Annotated in this window: 9 protein-coding genes; 5 read left to right on the forward strand and 4 right to left on the reverse strand. The window is 62.7% G+C overall.

All coding sequences use genetic code 11. From position 1 onward, the window contains the following. Positions 1–4 precede the first annotated feature (4 nt). The 5 genes from IFT77_RS16165 (at position 5) to IFT77_RS16185 (ending at position 9,630) form a co-directional block, all read left to right on the forward strand. Positions 5–589, forward strand: a complete 585-nt coding sequence (locus tag IFT77_RS16165; RefSeq protein ID WP_192170626.1) for a GntR family transcriptional regulator — start codon at positions 5–7, stop codon at positions 587–589. Positions 590–808: 219 nt separating this feature from the next. Further along, positions 809–1,030, forward strand: a complete 222-nt coding sequence (locus tag IFT77_RS17620; RefSeq protein ID WP_371741098.1) for a hypothetical protein — start codon at positions 809–811, stop codon at positions 1,028–1,030. Positions 1,031–1,675: 645 nt separating this feature from the next. Continuing rightward, positions 1,676–2,482 (forward strand): hypothetical protein, encoded by an 807-nt coding sequence (locus tag IFT77_RS16175; RefSeq protein WP_192170628.1) that lies wholly within the window; start codon positions 1,676–1,678, stop codon positions 2,480–2,482. A gap of 43 nt (positions 2,483–2,525) precedes the next feature. Further along, the gene (locus IFT77_RS16180) at positions 2,526–4,652 is read left to right on the forward strand and encodes a DUF262 domain-containing protein (protein ID WP_192170629.1); all 2,127 of its coding nucleotides are present in this window, start codon (positions 2,526–2,528) and stop codon (positions 4,650–4,652) included. Between the two features lie 193 nt (positions 4,653–4,845). Next, positions 4,846–9,630, forward strand: a complete 4,785-nt coding sequence (locus IFT77_RS16185; RefSeq protein WP_192170630.1) for a type ISP restriction/modification enzyme — start codon at positions 4,846–4,848, stop codon at positions 9,628–9,630. 166 nt (positions 9,631–9,796) lie between these two features. Here the strand turns inward: IFT77_RS16185 and IFT77_RS16190 are convergent, their stop codons facing one another. From IFT77_RS16190 to IFT77_RS16205, 4 genes are all read right to left on the reverse strand, one after another. Continuing rightward, complete coding sequence (locus IFT77_RS16190) at positions 9,797–10,678, reverse strand: DUF3800 domain-containing protein (RefSeq protein ID WP_192170631.1); 882 nt, start codon at positions 10,676–10,678, stop codon at positions 9,797–9,799. A gap of 170 nt (positions 10,679–10,848) precedes the next feature. After that, positions 10,849–11,418, reverse strand: coding sequence for a recombinase family protein (locus IFT77_RS16195; protein WP_192170632.1), 570 nt, complete (start codon positions 11,416–11,418; stop codon positions 10,849–10,851). A gap of 620 nt (positions 11,419–12,038) precedes the next feature. Further along, positions 12,039–15,176 (reverse strand): RHS repeat-associated core domain-containing protein, encoded by a 3,138-nt coding sequence (locus tag IFT77_RS16200; protein ID WP_192170633.1) that lies wholly within the window; start codon positions 15,174–15,176, stop codon positions 12,039–12,041. Between the two features lie 797 nt (positions 15,177–15,973). Next, entirely contained in the window at positions 15,974–16,690 is a 717-nt protein-coding gene (locus IFT77_RS16205) for a hypothetical protein (protein WP_192170634.1), read from the reverse strand. Between the last annotated feature and the right edge of the window lie 289 nt (positions 16,691–16,979).

The following is a 16,979-nucleotide window of genomic DNA, read 5'->3' on the forward strand; positions in this document are numbered from 1 at the left end:
CCTCATGCCCATTCCCACCTCAAACCCTGATGCCGCCCCCCGCCGACTCCTCCGGGAAGTTGTGTTCGAGAAGATGCTCGCCGCAATCGTCGACGGCACCCTCGAGCCGGGCGAGCGCCTGAACGACGACCAACTTGTCAAGTGGCTCGGCGTCTCGCGCACCCCAGTGCGTGAAGCCATCGCCCAACTTCACACGTACGGCCTCGTCGACATCGAGGCGAACCGTTTCACCCGGGTCGCCGCCCGAGACGACATCGTTTACGCCGAAGCCGCTCAGTTCCTCGCAGGCCTCCACACGCTGGCGCGGGAGTGGGGCTCGGGCAACCTCGACGCCGCAACCCGCAAAACCCTGTTGGGCTCGATCGCCTCCGTAACGAAGCAACTCAAGGCCCACGACCTCGACGGGCCAGGAGCCCTACTGGACGTCCAAGGTGAGCTCGCGAAAGCCTCTGGGAACGCCCTTTTCGTCGGTACCGAGGAACCGCTGCGAATCCGTGTGAACTTCCTCCGCCCTCGCGAAATCGACTCGTACGACTGGGATGCCCTCCTAGCTGTGGCGGACGAACTGGCGGAAGCTCTAAAGAACTAGGAAGGGCCTGAATCTGGTCCCTACGGTATCGGCCAAGGCCGAAGGGGCGACCCGTCCTGCCGGCAGGCACTCGCGTCCTTTTCCGTGCGGACCAGCTGCAACGCCTGGCCGGTAATTCGTTCAAATCTGAGAGGCACCCCCTTGCCGCTGTCGTCGACGGAGCCACAGACCTATCGCATCTACGCGCTGATCGACCCTGGGACTCGGTTCCCGCACTACGTGGGTCAAACCGCGGACTATCTAGGTCGGCGACTTCGTCAACACGTCACTAAGCACCAGACCACGAAGAAGGGACTTTGGGTTCGAGCGCTGATTGATGCTGGCGACTGGCCCGAGATTGTTTTGCTCGAGGAGTTCGTTGGGGATCGTCGTCGCGCTTACGAACGCGAGTCGCACTGGATTGGACGCCTGAAAGAGGAAGGATGCCCATTGCTTAACTAGGCCACCAAAGACCAGGGCCAGCGCCACGCAGTGTCTCTCTGTCCTGGCCCTGCCCAATGAGGCTGACTGGCCCTGCGCGGCGATTAGAGACGATCGATGTCCGGTCAGACCGGACCGGGTTGCCACGAAGGACGATCGTCACTCTCGATGCGGGCAAGGTCCCAGCGACCATGGTCGTCGCTTACGCCGTCATCTGACACTAGGGCTCGTCGGCCGGCACCAGACTCGAGAACGGTCTGCGCGCACGAAGAAGCCCCCGCCCGGCTGGGGGGAGCCGGAATGCGGGGGCTGCTGCTGCCTAGCGGGTTAGGGACCGCCCGGCAGCTCTCGGCCAGCTTGGGGGGAAGCTGACCGGAGCCAAACTACGCGCGGCCGCTGACGAACTTCTGGGCTCAGTAGGGAGCAACTGAGGTCACGATGCGATCCTCAGGGAGCGTGGCGCGCACCTGGCCGATCGCGTCGGCCGGCGTCGGGGCGTTCGTACGCTGTCGAGGGCCGGAACGCACCCGCCGAACGTGAGCAACACCGAACGGGCCAAGAATTGGCGGCGCTGCGAACGAGCGCGTCGAGCTCGACCCGGCGCAATCTTGTCACTGCCTTATCCCGCTCTTGCAGTTCGCAAGTTCCGCTACGTTGAGCAGCATCATGGAAAGCGCTGAGGACACCTCGTCAAGTTCGGCTTTTGGGAAGACGCTCGTCGTGGCTACAAAGCTGCCGGGAGTCCGAATCGATCGTGCGGAGTTTCTGCACCGGTCGCTGTCTCGGTACTGCACGGACGAACAGGTCCGTGTCGCGATCTCGGAGACGCCGGCGGTCGCGGGTATCTCGGCGGAAGTGTTGGCGAAGCTTGCTGATGCGGCGATCACGAACGAAACCACGAAGGTCACGGCGCTGTCGGCGGCGGCGGGGATCCCGGGCGGGTTCGCACTTATTGGGACGGTGCCGGCTGATACGGCGCAGTACTTCGCACACATGTTGCGGATCGCGCAGAAGCTGGCGTATCTCTACAGCTGGCCGGACCTGTTCGATCAGGACGGTGACGAACCAGACGATGCCACCCAGAACGTGCTGACCCTGTTCGTCGGGGTGATGTTCGGTGTGCAGGCAGCAAACAAGGGAATCAGCATGGTCGCGGAAAAACTCGCGGCACAGATGGTCAAACAGCTCCCGAAGCAGGCACTCACTCAGGGTGTGGTGTTCCCGATTGTGCGGACCGTTGCCAAGCATCTCGGCGTGCAGCTCACAAAGGGCACTTTCGCAAAAGGCATCGCGAAGGTGATCCCTGTGGTCGGTGGCGTGATATCGGGTGGGATGACGTTGGCGACGTTCCTACCGATGGCGAAACGGCTGCGCAAGCACCTAGCCACTCTCCAGACCGCCAAACCGGCGGCGCACTCCACCACCGGGACGGGGGCATCCGATGCGGCCGCTTCGGAGTCGGTAGGGCCGTGACGGGCGCAAGTCGACGCGTGTCGACGACCAACGAGGTGCTGGGATGCTGACGCAGGTGCGGAGCCCGCAAGAAGTGTTCTTCTCACCGCAACGGTTCGTTTTGCCGCTGTTCCAGCGGCCGTACGTGTGGTCGGCGGAGTCGCAGTGGGAGCCGCTGTGGCAAGACATCACCCGCCTTGTTGACGCCCTCACAGAACGGCCCGATGCCACGCACTTCATGGGCGCGATCGTGCTGCAGCAGCAGCAGGTGCCACTTGGCGGGTTGCCGGCATGGTCCGTGATCGATGGACAGCAACGGCTCACCACGCTGCAGCTACTGCTGGATGCGTTGCACGCCGAGCTCACCACCCGCGGGTGGGTGGCTGTGGCAGGGCAGGTCGTGGACCTGGTGGAGAACCAGCAGGCGTTCCGCACTGTGGCGGAGGATCAGTTCAAGCTGTGGCCGACGAACCGTGATCGGGCCGCGTTCACCGCTGTCATGCGGGCAGCACCCCCGGTGACGTATGAGCACCTCGACCGGTCCCGGCTGGTGGAAGCGCACCAGTTCTTCGCTACCGCGGTTGCCGCGTGGCTTGACGCTGCAGCGGTGCCGGAGATGGCGGCACGGACCCTGGTCGCAGCGATCACGACGAAGCTGCAGCTGGTCGTGATCCAGCTGCAAGCCGACGAAGACGCCCAGGAAATCTTCGAGACCTTGAACGCACGCGGCACACCCCTGTCCGCAGCGGATCTGATCAAGAACTTCGTCTTCCAACGCTTGGACACCGCTCCCGATGCCACGGAGAGCGCGTACCGGCAGTGGTGGGCCCAGTTTGAAACCCTGTTCTGGGAGAGCGAGGTACGGGCCGGCCGCATCCTCTACACCCGCTCGTCGCTGTTCTTGACCCAGTGGCTGACCGCCCGCACATTGCGGGAGATCCCCGCACGGGAAGTGTTCGCCGCTTTCAAGCGGTACACCACCGACCCCACCACCGGAGGTGTCAGCCAACTTCTTCCCGAGATTCATGCGGCCGCGACCCGCTACCGGAACTTCACGACCTCAGCGACCGTGCGAGACGGGGAACTATCCCGGCTGGCGTTGTTCGTGTACCGGACCGGCACGCTGGACTCCGAGATCGCGAAGCCGCTGCTGATTTGGCTTGGAGAACCCGAGCAAGCAGGCATCCCCGACCGTGTTCGGGACCGTTTGCTTGCCGTCCTGGAGAGCTGGTTCGTGCGCCGCGCACTCGTCCGGGCACCCTCGCAAGGCGCGAACCGATTCCTTTTGGACCTCCTCACCCACCTCAGCGCACAACCCCATGAGGGCATCGCGAATGCGGCGGAAATGTTCCTGTCGAAGCAGAGCACGACCACCGCGTACTGGCCAGACAATGCGGAAGTGGCCCGTGAACTGCGCAGTGTCCAGGCGTACAAGCGGTTCCGCCGGGCGCGGCTGCGGATGGTTCTCGAAGCTGTTGAAGACCACCTTCGCGGCTACCCCACCGGGCACCGCTACGGCGACGGAACAATCAGCCGCGGCGTGTACACGATCGAACACGTCATGCCGCAGGAGTGGAGGGCGAACTGGCCCGCCCCCTCCGAGCCGGTTGAAGCGGACCGTGACCGTGTCGTGCAGACGCTGGGGAACCTCACCCTCGCCACTCAACCGCTGAACAGTCGCCTTTCTAACGCAGCGTGGGAGGCGAAGCGGACCACGCTCGAGCAGTACTCCTCGCTGCTAATCACCCGTCCCGTGATCCGCGACCAGCCATCCACCTGGGACGAAGCGTTGATAGCTGCCCGCACCACGACCCTCACAGAAGCGATTCTGCAGGTCTGGCCTGTCCCAGACGGGCACCATGTCCAGCACGACGACGGCGCCGACCGGGCCGTGCACCGCGTCGAGGTCGCTGACCTGATTCGTGCCGGCCTTCTCACTGTTGGCGGTGTCATTCACGCCCGCCCAGCAGGCTCCGCAGGTCGGACAGCAGCAATCGGCCAGGACGGCAGCATCCACCTCGACAATGGGGCCGTACACGCCACCCTCAGTGGCGCTGCGAAAGCCATCAGCGGCAACACCGCCGAAGCGGGGTGGCACTACTGGGCCCGGCACGACGGCACCGCACTCACCGAGGTCCGCGCCGAGTACCTCGCTGGCACTGACGACGAAACAACCGACGAAGACGCGTAGCACCCCAGCGCCCGAAGCGGCGACAAAACGCACACCGCCTATGTGGCTCAGCCAACCCAAACCGACAGCAGTCCCGTTCGTCAAAGAGCGTGGCGAGCAGCAGTAGGCCCACAGGCATTGCGTCGATACGCTTTCGGGGTGCTCGTTCCGGTCCAGCGGTGGTGAGCGTGTTAGGTGATAAGGGGCACAAACTATGACGTCAATTCATGACCTGCTTGCGGAGTATGCGCAGATCGCGCCGGATACCCGCACGAAGGGGCGCCTCTTTGAGCGCCTCACAAAAGTTTTCCTAACCACGGATCCGACGTGGACGGCTCGGTTCGACGATGTTTGGCTCTGGCAAGACTGGCCGGACCGCGATGGCAAGCCCGACACGGGCATTGACCTTGTCGCCCGGGAACGGCACGGCGGCGGATGGTGTGCCATTCAGTGCAAGTTCTACGCCCCCACCTCCACCATTCAGAAGGGCGATCTGGACTCGTTCTTCACCGCATCGGGGAAGCACCCCTTCACGTCCCGGATCGTTGTCGCGACGGCCCCGCTCGGTAAGAACGCGCAGGACGCGATGGTCGGCCAGAGCCTGCCGTCGAATCAGATCCCGATCGATGAGTTCGACGCCTCCGACATCGACTGGTCGACGTACTCGTTCGACAAGCCCGACGAGGTCGCCCCGCCGCTGAAGAAGCAGCTTCGCGTGCATCAGCAGGAAGCTCTCGACGCCGTCCAGCGCGGGTTCGCCGACCATGACCGCGGCAAGCTGGTGATGGCATGCGGGACCGGGAAGACGTTCACCAGTCTCCGCATCGCGGAAGACATTGCTGGTGCCGGCGGTTCAGTGCTGTTCCTGGTGCCCTCGATCGCGTTGCTGTCCCAGACGCTGAAGGAATGGTCGGCGGAACGTGCAATGGACATGCGGGCGTTTGCAGTCTGCTCCGACAGTAAGGTCGGCCGCGTCTCTGAGGACTTCACCGTCGCGGACCTCGCCTACCCGGCAACAACCAACACGACGCAGCTGCTTGCCGAGGTCGCGAAGGGGTCAGCACCGGACGGGTTGACCGTGTTCTTCTCCACGTATCAGTCGATCGATGTCATCGCGAAGGCGCAGGCCGAGGGGCTGGCACCGTTCGACCTCGTCATCTGTGACGAAGCCCACCGCACCGCCGGGTTCAGTCGCCAAGGCACTGAGGAGTCGGCGTTCCTTCGAGTCCACTCGGACGAGTCGATCCAGGCGCAGGCGCGGCTGTACATGACCGCAACGCCGAAGATCTATGCCGAGTCCGCCCGCAGCCAGGCGGATGAGAACGCGGCGGTGCTGTACTCGATGGACGACGAGGCCGTCTTCGGGCCGGTGTTCCACCGGCTCGGGTTTGGCGAAGCCGTTGAACGTGACCTCCTCACCGACTACCGGGTCCTGGTCCTCACCATCGATGAGGACTCCATCGGTTCGGCGTTCCAGGAGACCTTCGCCGCCGGCGGGGAGCTGAACATTCCCGACGCTGCCCGCATCGTCGGCATCTACAACGGCCTCGCCAAACGCGGCGTCCAAGGCATCGACACCACCGCTCCCAACGCGCACAAGCCGCTTCGTCGTGCGGTCGCGTTCTCTCGCTCCATCGCAGACTCAAAAACGGTCCGCGGTCTCCTCAATGGGTATGACGGCGTCGATGGGGTCCGTGCTGACAGTATCGCCGGCCGCCGCATCGATCTCGACGACGATGGGGACGAGCACACGTTCCGCCTCGAGGCGGACCACGTCGACGGTGGCATGAACATTCTCGAACGCAACCAGCGGCTCGATTGGTTGAAAGCCGACACGTCGGGTGAGAACGTGTGCCGCATCCTCACCAACGCCCGCTGCCTCTCCGAAGGAGTCGACGTCCCGACCCTGGACGCGGTGATCTTCCTCAACTCCCGCGATAGCCCCGTCGACGTCGTCCAGTCCGTTGGCCGCGTCATGCGGAAAGCACCCGGCAAGGACTACGGCTACATCGTCCTCCCTATTGCGGTGCCTGCTGGGCAGTCACCCGAGCAGGCCCTGAACGACAACACCAAGTTCAAGGTCGTCTGGGACGTGCTCCGCGCCTTGCGCGCGCACGATGAACGGTTCGAAGCGAAGATCGAACAGATCGACCTCAACGGCCGCACCGACACCGGCCCCGTCATCGCCACCAGCTACTCCGATTCCGACCTTCCCGAGCCGGCACCGGGTACGGCGACTCCGGAAACGTCGCAGATCCCGCTGGATATGAGCGTGCTCGGCGCGGACTGGCAGAACGCCATCTACGCCCGCATCGTCGACAAGGTCGGCGAACGTGACTACTGGGAGAACTGGGCCAAAGACGTCGCTGACATCGCTGGCCGGCAGATTGCGCGCATCACAAGCCTCGTCGACGGCTCCGATGAGGGTCTCCGCACGGAATTCACCCGCTTCGTCAAGGGGCTGCAAGACAACCTCAATCCTGGTGTCACCGAAACGCAGGCCATCGAGATGCTCTCTCAGCACCTCATCACCCAACCCGTATTCGATGCTCTCTTCGCGGGCCACGCCTTCAGTGACCACAACCCGGTGTCGCTGGTCATGCAGCGCATGGTCGATGCTCTCGAGGAGCAGAACCTCACCACCGAGTCCAGTGACCTAGCCGGGTTCTACGCCGGCGTGCGACGCACCGTCGCGGGGATCACCGACGCAGCCGGTCGGCAAACGATCATCAAGCGGCTCTACGAAAAGTTCTTTACCGGCGCCTTCCGGAACACCTCCGAACGGCTCGGCATCGTCTACACACCCAACGAGATCGTCGACTTCATCCTCCGCAGCGCCGACCGGCTCTCCCGCGACCACTTCGGCGCCGGCCTCACCGACCGCGGTGTCCACGTCCTCGACCCTTTCACTGGTACCGGCACCTTTATCGTCCGGTTGCTGCAGTCCGGACTCATCCGTGCAGCGGACCTGGCACACAAGTACCGTCAGGAGCTGCACGCGAACGAGATAGTGCTGCTGGCGTACTACGTCGCCGCCGTGAACATCGAAGCCACCTACAACGGCCTTCAGGGCGGCGAGTACGTCCCGTTCCCGGGGGTTGTCCTCACGGATACGTTCCAGACCGCCGAAGACGATGACACCTATGACGACCAAGGCGTATTCGGCGACAACAACGAACGCGTCAAGCAGCAGAACGCCCTCGATATCCGCGTTATCGTCGGTAACCCGCCTTACTCATCCGGGCAGGACTCCGCCAACGACAACAACCAAAACCTTCGATACCCCTACCTCGATAAGCGCATCGCCAATACCTACGCGGCACGGTCGGCAGGGCAGAACAAAAACAGCCTCTACGACTCCTACATCCGCGCCATCCGGTGGGCATCCGACCGAATCAAGGACCACGGCATCGTCGCCTACGTCACCAACGGCGGCTTCCTCGACGGCAACACCGCCTCCGGCCTACGCCTTGCCCTTCAGGATGAATTTACCGAGCTCTATATCCTCAACCTACGCGGCAACACCCGCACCTCTGGCGAACAGGCACTCAAGGAGGGCGGACAAACCTTCGGCCCGGGAAGCCGGGCCACGATCGTCATCTCACTCTTGGTCAAAAACCCAGACCGGCCTTCGTCCGGCACCATTCACTACCGCGACATCGGTGACTACCTCACCCGCGACGACAAACTCAGCCTCCTGGAGCAGTACCGCGACTCAGCCGGCGTCCCGTGGCAGCAGATCAGACCGAACGAACACGGCGACTGGGTCAACCAACGTAACGACATTTACGAAAGCTTTACCCCCATCGGCGACAAGAGCGACGCGCAGCTAGGCATTTTCGGGACGTACTCGGGGGGATTGAAAACAAATCGAGACACGTGGGCGTTCAACTCGTCCGAAACGGCGTTGCGATCGAACATGAGCCGAATGATCGACTTCTACAACGACGAAGTCAGCCGGTTCGCGACCGCCGGATTGGCCTCAAAGGCGGTAGACGAGTTCATCGACTTTGACACCACCAGGATCAGCTGGAATCGTGCCGACAAAGCTCGTCTCGCTCGCGGCGTCACGTACGAGTTCGACGCAAGCAGGATCGTCCAGTCCGTGTACCGGCCGTTCAACAAGCAAATGGTCTACTTCGACCGGCAGCTCAACGATATGGTCTACCAACTCGACCGTGTCTTCCCACCGAGCGAGCGCAATCACGGCTTTTACCTGAACACGGGAGGAACTAACGCTCCGTTCTGCGCGCTGATGTTGGACGCAATTCCGGATCTCAACTTCTTCGGACAGGGAGGGCAGTTTTTCCCTCGGTACGTGTACAACGTCGAGCAGCAAAGCGGCGCGTTGGCGATGTTCGACGGCCCTCAACGCCGCGACAACATCACCGACCAGGCGCTCAGCCGGTACCGGGATCTCTACGGAGCCGACGTCACCGCTGATGACGTGTTCTTTGCCGTGTATGGGCTCTTGCACTCCGAGGACTACCGAACGAAGTTCACGGCAGATCTAAAGAAGATGCTGCCGCGTATTCCGGAACTAACAGATCCGGCGGACTTCCACGCCTTTGCGGCGGTCGGTCGAGCCCTATCCGAACTGCACATCGGGTACGAGGCTGCCGACCTCTACCCGGTAGAGCTCGACGGCCAAATCCCCTTGGACCTGCGCGTGACGAAGATGCGTTACGGCGGCAAGGCGGGTAAGTGGGACCGGACAGTCATCCACGTAGCGCCCGGCGTGACGATCGGCGGCATCCCGGCCGAGGCACACGAGTACAAGCTCGGCCCTCGGTCAGCCCTGGACTGGATACTCGAGCGCTACCAGGTCAAGACCGACAAGGCTTCCGGGATCGTCAATGATCCCAACGGCTGGGGCGCCGAGCACGGCAAGCCGGCGTACATCGTCGAGCTGATCCAACGCATCGTGACCGTCAGTGTTGAGAGTGTGCGCCTTGTGCAGAGCCTGCCGTCGCTGCGATACGAACAAGACGCCGTATGACCCCGATCAATTCCACAAGGGCGGTGCCGCTTTCGTTTGTCGCGCCGCGGCCGATGCCTGAGACTCTCGGGCCTGTTGTCTCGACAATGGGCCTGCTATTCTCTTCCTTGCCGGCGTAAATGAGGGCTTCTGGAATCCGGCGGGCCTCATAGATACGCCGGTTTTTTCATGCGTCCTGTGCGTCTCCAGTTGGGATGCGCACGCTCTTTGGATACATCGAAAAACCTGCTCCCAGCCTGCGACCCGACTTCTGGTGCAGAGCCATGCAGCGACGAATCTGTTCCCAGAGATAGTTCGGCTCCGCAGGGGCACGGCCGTGTGTCAAGTACTCCCCGGCCGAGTACGCGACGATGTCTGCTAATTGCAGGATCTCGCGATCCCAGTGGCTCAGTTCGGTGTCTACCCAAAGCGGTTTGTCGAGGACAAGGTCGTAGATGGGCTTTCGCTGCAGCGACTTGTCGAGGACAGCTCTCGCATCCCGAAGGCCGCCACTGCGGAAGAACTTTTCGTGTTGCGTCTGCTGATCAGCAACGAACATGGCCGCATCGCCCGAGTAGAAGTCCTCGATCGTCGTTGCGACTCGCTGGTGCAGGTATGCGTAGGCGACACCTAGAGGCATGAGGGAACGGCCGGTGCGAACCATTTCCAGTTTGTCCACGACTGTCGCGAAAACAATCGGCCGAAACGTGTCGAAGAGCAACCCCACGTCCTTGAAGAAGGATGAGGCCTGCTCCTCGCTCGTAAAGCCCCCGTACGCGGCTGGCTTGTCGAGACGGTTTCCCGAAGCAACGCTTCGGGCCAGCCTTCTAAGGTGGCGCCCCTTTATTTCAGAATCGCCCCAAGGCAGTTCAGACGTCGCGACTTCTCCGAAGTGCTTTTCTTTAATTTTGAAGATGCGCTCTGCAAGTGCTTGTCGGGAGGTGTCGTGAACTCCAACGGATCCGAGGATGAAGTACTGGCTCGCGCCCTTCTTGAGGGCAGGGACGTCTGCTAATTCGTCTCGATCGAGTGTGTGGTTGCCGAACTCGTCGACGTAGAAAATAAGCATGCGAGCCCCCTGTCGCTGGCCACCTGGTACCGGGAGTCACTCTAGTTTCCGGCAGGGTCCTCGAACGACCGACGACAGTCAGATGCAGCAGAACCTGACGGACCGGTTCTCCTTCGGCTTGCTGACCTTCGAACCAAGGTTTCCCAGGCCTTTAACGCCTGAGCGAAGGGCTACAACGGCTCAGACCTCTGGATCGCGCGGTAGACGGTCGAGCGGGCGACGCCGAAGAGCTCCGCGATCTCGCTCGTCGTGTGGGCGCCGGTGCGGTGCAGCTGCACCAGATGCCTCTCCTGCGAAGCCGTCAGCTTGGGCTTGCGGCCGCGGAGCTTGCCAGCGGCCTTGGCGATCGCCATGCCCTCCCTAGTGCGGGCGCGGATCAGATCGGCCTCGAACTCCGCGACCATGCCGAGGACATTGAAGAGCAGTCGGCCGACGGGGTCCGTGGGGTCGTGGACCGCTCCCCCGAGGTTCAGGGCGACACCCTTCTTCGTCAACTCGTCCGCGATGTCCGTCGCGTCGCGCAGCGATCGAGCGAGACGGTCGAGCTTCGTGACGACCAGGACGTCGCCGGCACGGCACGCGGCCAGGGCCTCGCGCAGACCCGGTCGCGCTCGAGTCGTCCCCGACAAGCCATGGTCAACATGCACGTGTTGATCGTCAACACCCAGTGCTGCTAGACCGTCACGTTGTGCCGCAAGATCTTGTCCCGAGGTCGAGACGCGGGCATATCCGACGAGCATCCGAAGGCTGTAGCGTTTATACCCCCGTCACCGGGCATTTTTCGGGACAGGCATACGAGAATCCGCAGGCCCGGTCCCACTTAACCTCGGGCGCACGAAGCGGGGCTGCGCAGGTGTCCCGATGAACGACCGTCCAACGGGCGGCGGGTATGCCGCATCGGGCGGGGTGAATGCGTGCATGACGCCACCCGCATAAGGCCATGAAAGCACCACTCCTAGAACATCTGCGACAGGAGACAGCTTTGCGATAAATCGTTGAGCAATTGGCAGCCCTAAGCCCGCCAAGAAAAAGTGGCCCTTCGATTCGAAAGGCCACTTCTCCCTGGACAGCAGCGCTGTTATCTGGCCGGCTGAGCTCAGGAGCTGAACGACCTACGGGTCTTCAGCTTCTACCCCGTCGCTTGAGCTCAACCAACCCGCCAATTATCAGCAGTAGGCCGATCAGTATGCCGCCGATTACGAGAACTCCCGCGGGGAGTCCCACACGGCCGATGCCGGCTGACAAATCGGGTTCTAGGGCGTAGGTCGCGGCTGCCCCCAAGAGGAGGACTGCTCCTAATGCGATGAAAAACAACTGGCGGCCTGGAGATTTATTCATGAATTGCCTGTCCCTTCAATGCCTATGCACCTATCGCCTTGTCTACCGCATTGCCTCCGAGTTCACCCGCGGCAAAGCAACCCACCGCAGCTACGAACCCCAGTCCACCTGTAGCAGCCCCCAGGGCGGCTGCACCTGCGACGCATGCGGTCTCAATGGCGAAACCGGCGGCGAAGCCCGCAACTGTGTCATTGCCATTCAGGACTTTTCCTGTTCCGTAAAGCCCCGTGGCCGCACCGAAGACACGGCCAGCCTTGACCCAAGAGAGACCGGTCGGGTCCAAGTTCCCTACAGGCTCATTGGCCGCATAGGAGTACGAATTGCCCTCTTGACCAGAGGGATCGAACTGAGTGAAACGGCCCTGTGAGGCGTCGTAGTATCGGGCGCCAAGCCGATACAGGTTGACTGAAGAATCAAAGTACCCAGCGATGTACCGCAGAGCATTCGTGTTCGTGGCCCCGGTGTTCGAGCTGGCGCGGGTCTCGCCGTAGGGTGCATAGGAGTATCCGCCAGAGAAAACGCCAGCTTTGTCGAAGAGGCCAACTACGGAGCCGAGGGAATCGAGAACGAAGTAGCTATTCGACGCGCCTGGTGCACGGCTTCCGACGATCTCTTCTCCGTTCATCCGTGTGTATGCCGTCACACCGGCAGACGAGCTCTCAGTCATAAGGCCAAAAGACGCGCCCGTGTAGGAGGTGGCGGACGCGCTGCGGGTCAAAGTGTCCGTATTGCCCTGTCCGAATGCGCTGTAGGTCGAGGACCCAATACCCGTGACGGCGAGACGCGAGTTGTAGCTCGCAGCCTGCCCGTTCGCGCCGTTGACCTTCTGGTTTCCGGCGGCGTCGTACTGGTAGGCCGCCGTGGCGCCGGTAGAGCCGGTGAGCTGGTTGGCCGTGTTGTACGTGTACGACGTCGTGCCCGCCGCCCCACCGGTGGAGCCTGCCCGGGTCTGGGTTGTCCGGTTGCCGGCCTTGTCGTAGGCGTAGGTCCACGAGGCGGTCGTGGTGGTGCCGGTCTTCTCGACCGCCGAGGTGAGGCGCTTAAGCGAGTCGTAGGAGTAGCTGGTGATCGCGCCGGCGGTGATCCCGACCTCTTTGAACGAGATACGAGTCTGGATGTTCAGGCGATCTGCGGTCTTGGCGGTGGAACCGCCGGCTCCGTAGGTGTAACCGATGTCGGACACGACTGTCCCGGCTGCATTCTTCGCCGTGATGCGAGTCGCACGGCCTGCGAGGTCGTTGGTGGTGACGACATTGGCGCCACCAGGGAAGGTGCGCTTGGTCTCCGTGCCGTTCTTGTCGTACTCGAACTTCACGCACCCGCTCGAGGCAGCCGGCGCCGCAGTGGTGCAAGCCCCGCCGGGCTCGGTGAGCTGGGTGAGCTGGTTAGCGGTGTCGTAGGTGTAGCTGACCTTGCCCTGGGCGTCGGTGTAGCTGAGGACGTTGCCGACCTTGTCGTAGGTGTACGACTGTGTCGTTGCCACAGCAGGACCCGTCACACGCAGAAGCCGGGCGAGACCGTCGTAGAAGGATTCCTTGGTTCCGGTGGTGCTGTCTCGCTGGAAGTGGATGGTGCCGTTCTGGTAGTACTCGGCGTTGAATGTCGCGCCCCCGGAGAACGTGGTCTGGAGGACGTCGTCTCGCTGGCTGTAGGTGTAGGCGGTGGTGTCGCCGTTGCCGTCACGAACCGTCAGCACACGCCCGAGGGAGTCGTAGGTGTAGACGGTCTCGCCCATGGGTGCGGGCGGGGTGACGGTGGTGAGGTTGCCGGAGTTGTCGTACTTGTACGACGTCACTCCCCCGATGCCGTTCTTGGACGAGCAGATCTGGCCCTCGAAGCCGCCGCAGACACTACGGTCGGCCTTCTCGTAGGTGTAGGACTCCGTGACGGCGCCGGTTCCACCGGAGGTGGTGTCGGTGGTGCTGGTGAGGTTGCCGGCGGTGTCGTACTGGAAGGACTTGCCGTTCCCGGCGTCGTCCTTCGAGCACTTCGGGAGGTTCGGATTGCCCGAGCCTGCCCCGGGGCACGAGGTGCCCTGCGAGTACGTCGCCGACGCGGCAGCACCGGTCGGGTAGCTGACTCCGGTGGCGTTGTTGAGCTGGTCGTAGCTGTAGCTCGTGATGTTTCCTGGCGTGGAGCCGGAGCCGAGGGCGTCAGTGGTCGTCGAAACGTTGTTGTTCGCCGTGTACGACGTCGACTGGGTCCGCTGCAGGGCATCCTTGACGGCCGTGACCTTGCCGCCGGAGTCGATGGTGTGCTCGGTGATGTTCCCCCGGCCATCGGTGATCTTCGTCAGCCCCGACGTGTACGTGTAGGTCGTCTTCGACAGCTCGGTGCCGGGCGTGCCGGCGAGGGCGGAGCTGATGGAGGTCACCTTGTGGGAGGTGTCGTAGCCGAAGGTGAAGACCAGGTCGCCCTGGTCGGTGCCGGTCATCTTCGCGGTTGCGACGCGACCTGAGGAGTCGTAGGTGTAGTCCTCGAAGTTGCTGCCGGGCTTGGTGACTCGGGTCAGCTGGCCCTGGGCGTTGCGGTCGTACTGGATCGTGCGGCCGGCGCCGTCGACGATCGTGGCGATGTGGTTGTCGGTCGCGGAGGCCCAGTTGATCGTGTAGTTGCGGCCGGACGCGGTGAAGATCGTGCTGATGCGTCCGTCTGTGCCGTACGTGTAGGACGACCCGATGTTGTTCCGGTCGGTGTCTTTGGTGATGTAGCCGCTGGTCGAGAAGGAGATCTTCTCGCCCGAAGAGTTGTACTGCAGCGTGTATCTCTGGTCAGTCGAGGCCGCGTTCTCCGTCAGGGTCGCGTTGAACCCGTTCGGGGCCTTCCAGGTGGTTCCGCTCTTGGTGAAGGTCGCGGTGAACCCGGTGGGCCCGCGGAACTTCGCCTCGGTCGACGTGACGTCCAGGCCGATGTCGACCTGGCTGAGGGAGGACGACCAGCCGGCACCGTAGGAGCCGTCCGTCGTCGAGAGGCCGTTATAGAAGCGGTCGTTCCGAAGGGCGATGCCGGCGCCGTTCAAGACGCCGTCGCTTCCGGTGAGCAAGAGGTTGCCGTTGCCGAGGTTGACCTGGGCGACGGTGTCAAGGCTCAGCTCGGTCTGGTCGAACCCGAAGTACGGCAGCGATCCGAGGCCCGGCGCTCCGACGGTCGCAGCGGCCACGCGTGAAGTCGAGGAAGACGCTCGGGCTGCGGACGCGGGTGCGTCCCAGTCAGCTGCTGGGGGGTTTGCTGCGGGGATGAGCGCACCGTTGGCGGATGCGGGTGGTGTCCAAGCAGTGTTCCAGGCCTCCGGGCCTGCCGCTGCCGCGGGAACGGCGACGAGCGCCGATCCGAGAACGGCCGCCACTGCGACGGCCGAGATGAACGCTCGATTTTTCAAGGTGCTCCAATGCGCCATAAGAAGGACCTGCGAATTAGGCCCTGAGGTGGACTTCACCAGAGATGTCCCTCTAAAGCACTTAGGTACCGGGTGAAAGAATTGCCTAAGAGGGTGAACCAGTCTGTATGCCCCCACAGTGGGCACACGTGTTCCATTCAGCTCTCACTCGACCAACAAGCCCTCGGCACCCGATCGCCTTGCAGAAAGGTGCCTCTCTCGAGAGGCACCTACTGGGACAACACCTTGACTGTCGTGGCCGGCCGTCGCACCGCTCAAGACTTTCGCGTTTGCCGTCAAGTACGCGTCCGGTTGACGACCGCCTAACGGACACCGGGTTGGGACGGCATATGACGGCCCCGCCGCAGCGTGGAATCGAACCTGCAGCTACGAATTTGCTGGTCTAGCTTCTTGCGCCTCTGCAGACTTAAGCTGTTGGCTATGCCCGCCCAAGGCGTTCCTACACCGGTAAGGGAGCGTCCAGCCCACAGTTTGTTGGGGATGGCTGCCCGTTCGAGTCGGGCCAGGTACCGAGGGGGTCTCGCGCTGTGGGCACGAGGCCCCCTCTTATTCTCACTGAGCTAGCAGACAGGCCTCGCGTCCGGGTATGAGGAGATGACACCATTCCCCGGGATGTCAGTGCTCCAGACCGTGGTGCCCCGGATGGGCAGAGAAGTGTTTCCGTTGCTGTCGAGCCAGTAGTTGACACCAATTGCGCAGCGGGTATTCGATTGCTTCTGCGCCCAATACTGCGGGTCGTAAATGGCTGTGTCGTTGGATGTGCTCATCACGTCATCCCAAGACCAGTTTGCGAAGAAGCCGGGCGAAACCGTCCTGAGGTACTCGAGCTGCGTCTGCCAGACCGCTTCTTTGCCGGCCCGGATGTGCTTGTAGCCCCAATCGCCTGTTCCGCACTTGAGCTGGATGTTCTGAATCGGCTCGAGGAGCTGCCATGCATAGTTCGCGAAGACCTCCTGGGAGTTGTTCGCAACAAAGCAGCTGCTCCACTGATTGAAATCGATCAAGTTGGTCTCCACCTCGCCGTCGGCGAGAGGGGCCGGCTCGACGATGTCCAACTGAACGCGAGAAACGTCGACGGGAGTGAACTCTCCGTCGTTGTACGAGTAGAGCCCCTCGGGCAATCCGACGTGCTCCCCCGCACCTGGCAGCTCGGATTCGGCAACGGGACTACCCCCAGTTTCCAACGTCTTCGGAACGGCGACAGCCGCGGACGGAGCACAGAAAGCCGCGACAGCAGCAACAGCTCCTACAAATGCAATGACACGTTTACGAGCCATGAGGCCTCCAATAATTAACCGACAGGTCCGTCCAGCAAAGCACACAGAGACTCATTACCCAACGACACAGACCTGCAGCAGCTGACGAGGAGCCATGCTGGCTTGGCCGTCACGACCGCCCCCCTCTGCGGAATCACGCCTTGGTCGATCGCTCACCGGACGATCTGAAGCTACGACCACTCCCCCGGATCTTCGGGGGTATTGCCGTCTCAGATAGAAAGTCCGAAATAGGTTCCGGTGACGGCACCCTCTGTGAGACTGAGGACATGACCACCGGCACCCCCTCGCC

Origin of the sequence: Frigoribacterium sp. CFBP 13729, assembly GCF_014841875.1 — a bacterium.
GTDB lineage: Bacteria > Actinomycetota > Actinomycetes > Actinomycetales > Microbacteriaceae > Frigoribacterium.

Coding starts and splice junctions, on each gene's coding strand:
- IFT77_RS16205 (WP_192170634.1), bottom strand. CDS start 16,690: ATGGCTCGTAAACGTGTCATTGCATTTGTAGGAGCTGTTGCTGCTGTC.
- IFT77_RS16165 (WP_192170626.1), top strand. CDS start 5: ATGCCCATTCCCACCTCAAACCCTGATGCCGCCCCCCGCCGACTCCTC.
- IFT77_RS16190 (WP_192170631.1), bottom strand. CDS start 10,678: ATGCTTATTTTCTACGTCGACGAGTTCGGCAACCACACACTCGATCGA.
- IFT77_RS16195 (WP_192170632.1), bottom strand. CDS start 11,418: ATGCTCGTCGGATATGCCCGCGTCTCGACCTCGGGACAAGATCTTGCG.
- IFT77_RS16180 (WP_192170629.1), top strand. CDS start 2,526: ATGCTGACGCAGGTGCGGAGCCCGCAAGAAGTGTTCTTCTCACCGCAA.
- IFT77_RS16175 (WP_192170628.1), top strand. CDS start 1,676: ATGGAAAGCGCTGAGGACACCTCGTCAAGTTCGGCTTTTGGGAAGACG.
- IFT77_RS16185 (WP_192170630.1), top strand. CDS start 4,846: ATGACGTCAATTCATGACCTGCTTGCGGAGTATGCGCAGATCGCGCCG.